The organism is Adlercreutzia muris (genome assembly GCF_041223505.1).
Lineage (GTDB): Bacteria > Actinomycetota > Coriobacteriia > Coriobacteriales > Eggerthellaceae > Adlercreutzia > Adlercreutzia muris.
The window spans coordinates 1-7,416 of the sequence record NZ_JBCLQK010000020.1 but is presented as its reverse complement, the minus strand read 5'-3'; the positions used below and the strand labels follow the sequence as shown (position 1 = coordinate 7,416).

The following is a 7,416-nucleotide window of genomic DNA, read 5'->3' as shown; positions in this document are numbered from 1 at the left end:
AAGGGGATAAGGCCCAGCACCGAGGGGATCATGAAGCTGGCGCCGAAGCCGACGAGAATGCGGCCGCCCCAGATGAAGACGGTCATGTTCGGCGACAGCGCCATGACCAGCTCGCCCGCGGCGCACAGAATGGCGCCCAGGCGGAAGTTAGTGCGCCAGCCGATGATGGTGCCCACCAGACCGCCCGCCACCATGAAGGCGCCGGCCATGAGCGAGTACACCATGTTCGCCAGCTGGATATCGGGGGTGGTGGCGCCCAGCACGTCGACCAGCTGCTGGTTGGCGAGGCCGAGCGCGCCGTTGTCGCCCGAGGTTCCCATCTGCGCCAGAATCAGCACGATAATGGGCAGTACCAGGAACTTCTCGACACCTCCCTCGGGATGTGCCGCTTTTGTCTTCGCCATTGTTCCTCCTTAAAACTTGGATGGGATGCCTACACCGAAGAGGGTAGTCTCGCAAGGGCCCTCCGTAACTCGGCGGCGATCATTGTAGGGAGATTGCTCCCTTTCCGAATGGGAAACGTTTTCCGCAGCAACGGAAATGGTTTATGCGCAGAAAGGGAACACCGGTTCCTATAATGCTCCCCGTCACATCGCCGCGTCCCTGCGGGACCGGCCGCGCGGAGGAAGCCGCGGGCTCGTCGTAAAGCCCCGCTCCGCGCCGAGAGCATCGCAAGAAGAAAGGAACGCTCACCTATGGCAAAGTCCCCCAAGGCCCCCCTGTCCTTCACGTCCTACGCGCTGAACAAGTGCCTCATCGGCTACGGCGTGGTGAACGGCATCATCAACGCCGCCATCTTCGCCGGCCTGCACGCCGCCGCCGAGGGCGCCACCTTCGACATGGCCGCCGTCGTGTCCGATCTGTCCTTCACCGGTCTTCTGCTGGGCATGCTGCTGTTCGCCTGCGTGGTGCCGCTCACCCGCATGGACCTGCGCAAGAACGTCTTCAAGCTGCCGGCCGGCGGCGCGGGCGCCTTCCCGCTCGTGTCCGGCTCCTACGCCGTGTCTATCCTCGTGGTGGGTGCTCTGGCCTGCGTGTTCATGACCGGCATCGGCGCCCTGCTCTCCCTGGCGCTGCCCGCCGGCGGTGCCACGGTCACTGGCATGATGATCCTGAAGGGCCTCGTGTGCGCCTGCGGCGGCGCAGTGGCCGGCTACTTCACCATCAGCTTCGTGGTGCGCGGCCAGCAGAGGGCCGATGCCGTGGCCGAGGCCATGGCTGCCAAGACCGCCGAGATCAGCGCCTAAGGCACCGGCTGCATTGCGCCTGTCGTCGCCGGTGGCACGGTCGGGCGGCTTTCCGGCGGTCACACCGCACAAAAGAGTCTTCGGAAAGAGAGAACCCGCGGGCAGTCCCCGTGGGTTCTCTCTTTTCCCGTCTCGTGGGGCGCGGGGGAGATCACCTCCCGGCGGCCGTCTCCACGAGGTGGCGCGTGCCGATGAGGCTGAGGGCCATGACGGCACCAAGCAGGCCGAAGGTAAGGCGCAGGGCGTCGGCCTGGGCTTGGCTGTGGATAGCGGCGAGCGCGGCGCCGTCGGCGGGGGCGGCTCCCCACGTCGCCGCCAGCTCGGCGAAGGCCTCGGGGCCCATGAGGGTGCTGCCCTGCTCGGCGGCGGTGCGCACCAGGTCGCCGGCTATCGACGCCTCGGCGGCGCCGCTCGCGAACAGCGTTGCCATGGCGAGCAGCAGGCAGGTGCCGCCCACGGCGGTGCCGAGGGCCAGGCCGATGTTGCGGGCGGCCCCCTGGATGCCCCCGGACTGCTCGGCGTCGCGGCCGCGCACGGCCGAGGCCACGGCGTTGTTGGCCTGGGAGTTGACGGCCCCCACGCCGATGCCGCCCAGCATTGTGCCGGCGAACAGGGCGGCATCGACTGCGTCCTGCTCCACGCCGAGGGCCATGAGGAGGCAGGCGGCGACAATGGCGGCAAGGCCGATGCGGATGATGAGGCGCGACGAGAGGCGCGGTGCCAGCTTCGGCAGAAACGTCGCCAGGCAGAACATGGGGATGCCCGACAGCAGCGACAGCATGCCGCTTTGCATGGCGGAGAAGCCGGCCACGAGCATCAGGTAGGGAGTGATGAGGATTCCCTGGGCGCCCATGAAGAAGAACGGCATCGCCACGGCGAGAAGTCCCGAGCGCACCGCCGACGAGGCGAGGTAGGATCGCGGGATGAGGGCCCCGCCGGCTGCCTCGGCCGCCCGCTCGATGGGAATGAGAAGGGCGAGCAGCAACAGCCCTGCTGCCATGAGGGGCAGCGCCGGCGAGAGGCCCGCCACGGTGAAGGGGCAGCCGGCCATGGGGAAGACCACGCCCCAGGTGGACAGCCGCGAGGTGCCGAGCAGGAAGAGGGTGAGGCCCGCGGCGGCAACGGCCATGCCGGCGACGTCGAAGCGCTTGCGCCCCGCCTGCGGGGCACTTGCGGGCAGCAGCGCGGTTGTTCCCAGAACGAGGGCGAAATAGGCGGCCAGCACGGCGAAGGTGACGCGGAAGCCCGCGGCGTCCATGATGGCGCCTAAGACGATGGGGGAGAGGGTGGACAGGGCCGCCGCGCCGGCAATGGCCCCGAAGGCCACCGCGCGCCGCCTCCCCTCGTAGAGGGCCGCCACCAGTCCGAGCACCGAGGGGGTCACCAGGCACGCCCCGACCCCCATGAGCACCCGGCCGCCCCAGGTGAGCACTGCGATGTGAAAAGCGCAGGCTGCCACGACCTCGCCCAGGACGGCCAGGGCCAGCCCGATGCGCATGGTGCGCCGCAGCCCGATGGTGACGCCGATGAGGCCGCCGGCGATCATGAAGGCCCCGGCGATGAGGGAGAAGACCGTGGTGGCCATCTGGATGTCGCCCAGGGTGGCGCCGAGCTCGGCGGTGAGGCTGCCCACGGCGATGTTCATGGCGGCGTTGTCGCTGGAGGTGCCGATCTGAGCCAAGACGAGCACGGCCAGGGGCGCCCAGCTCCCCGTGCCCGGCTCGCGCCCGCCGGCCCCCTCGCTGCGGCGGCGCGCGGTTGCGCGAGACGTTTCTGCGGCGGGGTTCGTGGACGTCATAGGGCCCTCCAAACTGATGGCGCGAACACGGGAAACTGAGGGGATTGTAGGTCTGTCCCGGTCGGCGGCGGGGCACATCTCTTGCCGCAGATGCGGTAAAAACAGTGGTACGCAGGGGGTTTGCCGTAACTGCGGCAATTTGTCTGGCCTCTGCGGCCCGTGCGGCCAAGGGGAATTCAGTACACTATTGCCGAGTGAATCGCTCAGCTTATTCCCGGGACCACGAGGGGGAGTCCATGAACGCCAGACAGGGATCGTTGCTCCGCGCGCTGCTCAACGAGGCCGAGTACAAGACCTGCGCCTGGTACGCCCATCTGCTCGGCTGCTCCGAGAAGACGGTGCGCACGGACGTGAAGGCCATCGACGGGTTCCTCCGCCACGAGGGCTTCGCGTCCTGTGTCTCGCGGCGGCGAGGGTCGGGGCTGCGCCTCGTGCTGGCCGCCCATGAGGCGAACCGCCTCTCGCGTCTGCTCGACGAGAGCGAGGCTGCCATGCATCCGCGCTTCGAGCGCCTCTGCCGGGAGTTGGTGGTGCTCACCTGCACGCCGGGACCCCATACCGTGGAATCCCTCACGCGGGCGGTCTTCACGAACAAGCAGCAGATGCAGAGCGATCTGCACTGGTGGCAGCGGGTGCTCGTGGGCCGGGGGCTGGCGGTGCGCACCGGCCGGCGCATCGAGTTCGTCGGGGCCGAGTGGACTCAGCGGGGCTTTCTCATGTCGGTGCTGTTCTCCTTCCCGCCCCAGGCCGTGCGCCGCCGCATCGAGCCGCTGCTCTTGGACGCGGCCTCCGGCTGCGACCAGCGGTTCTTCGATCGCTGCATCGAGGAGGTCCAGGACAACCTCGGCTTCGCCCTCTCCAGCAACGCCCGCTGGCAGCTCGGCGTCTACCTGCGCATCATGGTGGCGCGCATCCAAATGGGCCACGTCATCGCCGACCGGCCCCTTACCGGCGAGCTGTCCGGGTTCTTCGCGAGCCTGGGGAATCGCCTCTCGCGCCACTTCGGTATCGCGGTGAACGAGGCCGAGATGGGCCTGCTCCAAGATATGGCGAACTGCTGCACGTGGCAGTGGAGCGCCGAGCTTATGGAGCGCTACGAGCCCAACGACCGAGCCCGGGCCATGGCTGCCGACATCGCCGCCGCCTGCGAGGCCGCCTTCGGGGAGCCGGTGCCCGCCTCCCTCATTCGTCCGCTGGGCATTCTCGTGGAGAGCGGGTTGACCCGGCGCGCTTGCGGGCTGGTGGTGCAGAACCCCAACGAGCTGGCCGTGAAATACGATTCCATGGACGGCATGTGCCTGCTGTCCTCGGTGCTGTGCGAGGTGCCCGCGCTCGTGGAGGCGCGACTGCACACGTCGGACTACACGCGCTTGGTGCTGGTGCTGGTCGAGTACTTGGAGCGGGTGGGGAGCCTGCGGCACTACCGCGTGGGACTGGTGGTGAACAGCGGCATCGACTTGGCCCTGTGGGGCCTCTACCGCATCGAGAAGCTGTCGAGCCGCGTGCAGGTGGTGGACGTCATCGCTGAGAACGAGGTGCTCTCGGCCTGCGCGAGACCCTCCTCGCCCTTGCTCGATCGCTTCGACTTCCTCGTGTCCTTCGAGCCTCTGCCCGTGGATTTTCCCAGCGTGACCATATCGAGCCTCGTGGACGAGCGCGATTTGGAGCGCATCGTGGAGGCCATTCCCCTGTGGCGCCGCGGCCGCGAGGCGCAGGTGCCCTGCGAGCGGGTGCGCCTTACGGTGCCCGCGACCCCGAGCGCTCTGCTACCGACGGTCCATCGCGATCTGGTCGCGAGCGGCGCGGTGTCCCTCGGCCTCGAGCGCTTCCGGTGGCTCGTGCGCACGTTGGGCTTCATCCGCAAGCGCAGCCTCGTGCTCGCCTGGTGCGGCGAGGGGGTCGAGCGCACCGCGGTGCACCTCTACGACTTGGACGGGGGACCGCAGCTGGCGGGAAAGCGCTGCGCCCAGGTGGCGCTGCTGCTCGTTCACCCCGACGATCGAGGGGATCTGACGCCGCTGACGGAGCGCTTCAAGCGTCTCTTGGAGTCCCAGGGCGCCGATGGGACGGAAGCGGCCGAGGACGATTTCTTCCCCGGCTTTCCCGAGCTGCGGGGCGCGTTCTAGGGAAGGAAACGGCCGGCCGCCCCTTCAGGGGAGCAGCCGGCCGCAGGAATGGGGCGGAGGGGTTCTTATGCCTCGTCGCGCCGGTAGATCACCTCGCCCTCCTTGATGGTGGCGAGCACCTTGATGTCGCGGATCTCGCGCGGGTCCACGGCGAGCGGGTTGCGGTCGAGCACCACGAGGTCGGCCAGCTTGCCCGCCTCCAGGGTGCCCTTCAGGTCCTCCTCGCCGTACTGGTAGGCGCCGTTGAAGGTGATGGCGCGCATGGCCTGATACGGCGTCACCTTCTGGTCCTCGTCCAGCTGCGCGCCGGCCTTGGTGACGCGGTTCACGGCGCACCAGGCGGCCTCCAACAGGTTCGGGCGCAGCACCGGGGTGTCGGTGTGCAGGGTGAAGGGCAGACCCGCCCGCGCCGCGTCGCCGCAGGCGCTCACGCGGCCGCCGCGCACCGGGCCGAAGTTGCGCAGGTGGGCGTCGCCCCAGTACCAGATGTGGGAGGAGAAGATGGAGGGGATCATGCCGATTTCGGCCATCTTCTCGTACTGGTCGGTCCGGGCGGTCTGGCAGTGGATCATCACCGGGCGCAGGCCCATCTTGTTCGGGTTGTCCGAGGCGTCCCGCGCCGCCTCGTAGACGCGCAGCAGCTGGTCGGCGGCCGCGTCGCCGTTGGTGTGGCAGAGCAGCTGGTGGTTCGAGTCGATGGCCAGCCTCGCGAAGGCGGCGGCGTCATCGTCGGTCATGGTGCCGTAGGCCACCCAGTCCCTCTCGCCGTCGGGGCCTTCCACATAGGGCTCGGTCATCCAGGCGGTCAGGCCCTGGGGCGAGCCGTCCAGGAACATCTTCAGGCCGCCGAAGCGGAAGTGGCCGGTGTACCCCTGGCTGTCGAACTCGGCGTTGGCGGCCAGGGTGGCCATGACGTCGGTGCCCCACATGGGGTAGGCCACGATGTCCATCTGCAAGAGGCCGGCCTTCGCCAGGCCCGCCAGGACGGCGGCCATGTCCGGGGCGGTGGCGCCGTCCTGGCAGGTGGTCACGCCGTGCTCCAGGTATATGCGCTGCATGTCGCCGATCATGGCGTTGAAGTCCAGGCCGAGCCGGGGCGTGGTCACCGCGTAGAAGGGGTTCATGGCCGCCGGCTCCTCGGCGTAGCCGTCCAAGTCGCCGGTGCCGTCCATGCGCCCGTAGCGGCCGCCCTCCGGGTCGGGGGTGGCGGGCGTGATGCCGGCCAGCTCCAGCAGGCGGTCGTTGGCCACGCCCATGTGGTTCGACACGTGGGTGATGAGCACGGGGATGTCGGTGGACACTGCGTTGAGCACCGACTTGTCGGGGTGGCGCTGCTCGACCAGGTTGTTCTGGTCGTAGCCGTTGCCCATGATGACGCCGTCGGGCCCGATGCGGCGCTTGGCGGCGAACTCCCTCAGCGTATCGGTGATCTCGGCGAAGGAGGTGCACTCGGACAGGTCGGCGAACAGCAGGTACTGCAGCGAGCCGGTGAAGTGGCTGTGGGGGTCGATGAGGCCGGGCAGCACGGCGGCGCCGCCCAGGTCCACCTCCTCGGCGCCCCCGGCGCGCTCGCGGGCCTCCTCCAGGGGGCCGACGAAGGCGATGCGGCCCTCGTCGTCGACGAGCAGGGCGTCGGCGCGGGCGTCCTCGTCGGTGAGGGGAACGAACGTTGCGTTGCAGAACAGCTTGCCCATAGGTCTTCCTTTCGTGGTCGGTTCCGGTCTTAGATGCAAGAAGCGGGTGGGCGTTCGTCCCACCCGCTTCGTCTTGCCAGGTTTGATAGATGTCCTCGCCCAAGCGGCGGGTGCGGTCGCTACATCTCGCGATCCACCACGGGCTCGAAGGGCTGCTCGCCGGCGGGCAGCGGCTCAGACGGGGCGCCGCCTTCCTCGTCCTTACGGAAGATGGTGATCCAGCGGGTGGTGAGCAGGCCGAGGAGAATGATGACGGCCGACACCACGTAGGCGGTGATGGTGGACTGGATGCGGGCATCCGAGTTCAGCTTCACCAGCTCCGCCTTCTCGGCATCGTCCATGGGGATGTCGGCGATGGTGGCCTCGAACTGGGCGTCGCCCATGAGGGTGATGTTGCGCTCGGCCACGGCGGCGCGCACCTCGGGGGTGATGGTCGGATTGTCGGCCATGGCGTTGTCGATGTTCACGGTGATGCCGAACAGGAGCACCGCGCCGATGGCGGCCACGCCGATGGCCTGGCCCACGTTGCGCATGGTGGTCTGGATGCCGCC

6 protein-coding genes are annotated in these 7,416 nt (G+C 68.7%); 2 read left to right on the top strand and 4 right to left on the bottom strand.

What is annotated here, in order from left to right:
- On the bottom strand, positions 1–404 hold a 404-nt coding region (locus AAK988_RS11270; protein WP_369880772.1), incomplete at its 3' end, for an MFS transporter.
- Positions 405–695: 291 nt separating this feature from the next.
- Between AAK988_RS11270 and AAK988_RS11265 the strand changes: the two genes are divergently transcribed.
- Positions 696–1,247, top strand: a complete 552-nt coding sequence (locus AAK988_RS11265) for a hypothetical protein (protein WP_135971511.1) — start codon at positions 696–698, stop codon at positions 1,245–1,247.
- A gap of 151 nt (positions 1,248–1,398) precedes the next feature.
- Here AAK988_RS11265 and AAK988_RS11260 read toward each other — a convergent pair whose 3' ends face one another.
- Positions 1,399–3,045, bottom strand: coding sequence for an MFS transporter (locus AAK988_RS11260; RefSeq protein ID WP_172711658.1), 1,647 nt, complete (start codon positions 3,043–3,045; stop codon positions 1,399–1,401).
- A 236-nt stretch (positions 3,046–3,281) separates the two neighbouring features.
- Here AAK988_RS11260 and AAK988_RS11255 point away from each other — a divergent pair, with 236 nt between their 5' ends.
- On the top strand, positions 3,282–5,171 hold the full coding sequence (locus AAK988_RS11255; RefSeq protein ID WP_369880771.1) for a BglG family transcription antiterminator: 1,890 nt from the start codon (positions 3,282–3,284) through the stop codon (positions 5,169–5,171).
- A 65-nt stretch (positions 5,172–5,236) separates the two neighbouring features.
- Here AAK988_RS11255 and AAK988_RS11250 read toward each other — a convergent pair whose 3' ends face one another.
- The gene (locus AAK988_RS11250) at positions 5,237–6,865 is read right to left on the bottom strand and encodes an amidohydrolase (protein WP_369880770.1); all 1,629 of its coding nucleotides are present in this window, start codon (positions 6,863–6,865) and stop codon (positions 5,237–5,239) included.
- A gap of 119 nt (positions 6,866–6,984) precedes the next feature.
- The coding region (locus AAK988_RS11245; RefSeq protein ID WP_369880769.1) for a hypothetical protein at positions 6,985–7,416 on the bottom strand (432 nt) is incomplete at its 5' end.

Coding starts and splice junctions, on each gene's coding strand:
- AAK988_RS11265 (WP_135971511.1), top strand. CDS start 696: ATGGCAAAGTCCCCCAAGGCCCCCCTGTCCTTCACGTCCTACGCGCTG.
- AAK988_RS11255 (WP_369880771.1), top strand. CDS start 3,282: ATGAACGCCAGACAGGGATCGTTGCTCCGCGCGCTGCTCAACGAGGCC.
- AAK988_RS11250 (WP_369880770.1), bottom strand. CDS start 6,865: ATGGGCAAGCTGTTCTGCAACGCAACGTTCGTTCCCCTCACCGACGAG.
- AAK988_RS11260 (WP_172711658.1), bottom strand. CDS start 3,045: ATGACGTCCACGAACCCCGCCGCAGAAACGTCTCGCGCAACCGCGCGC.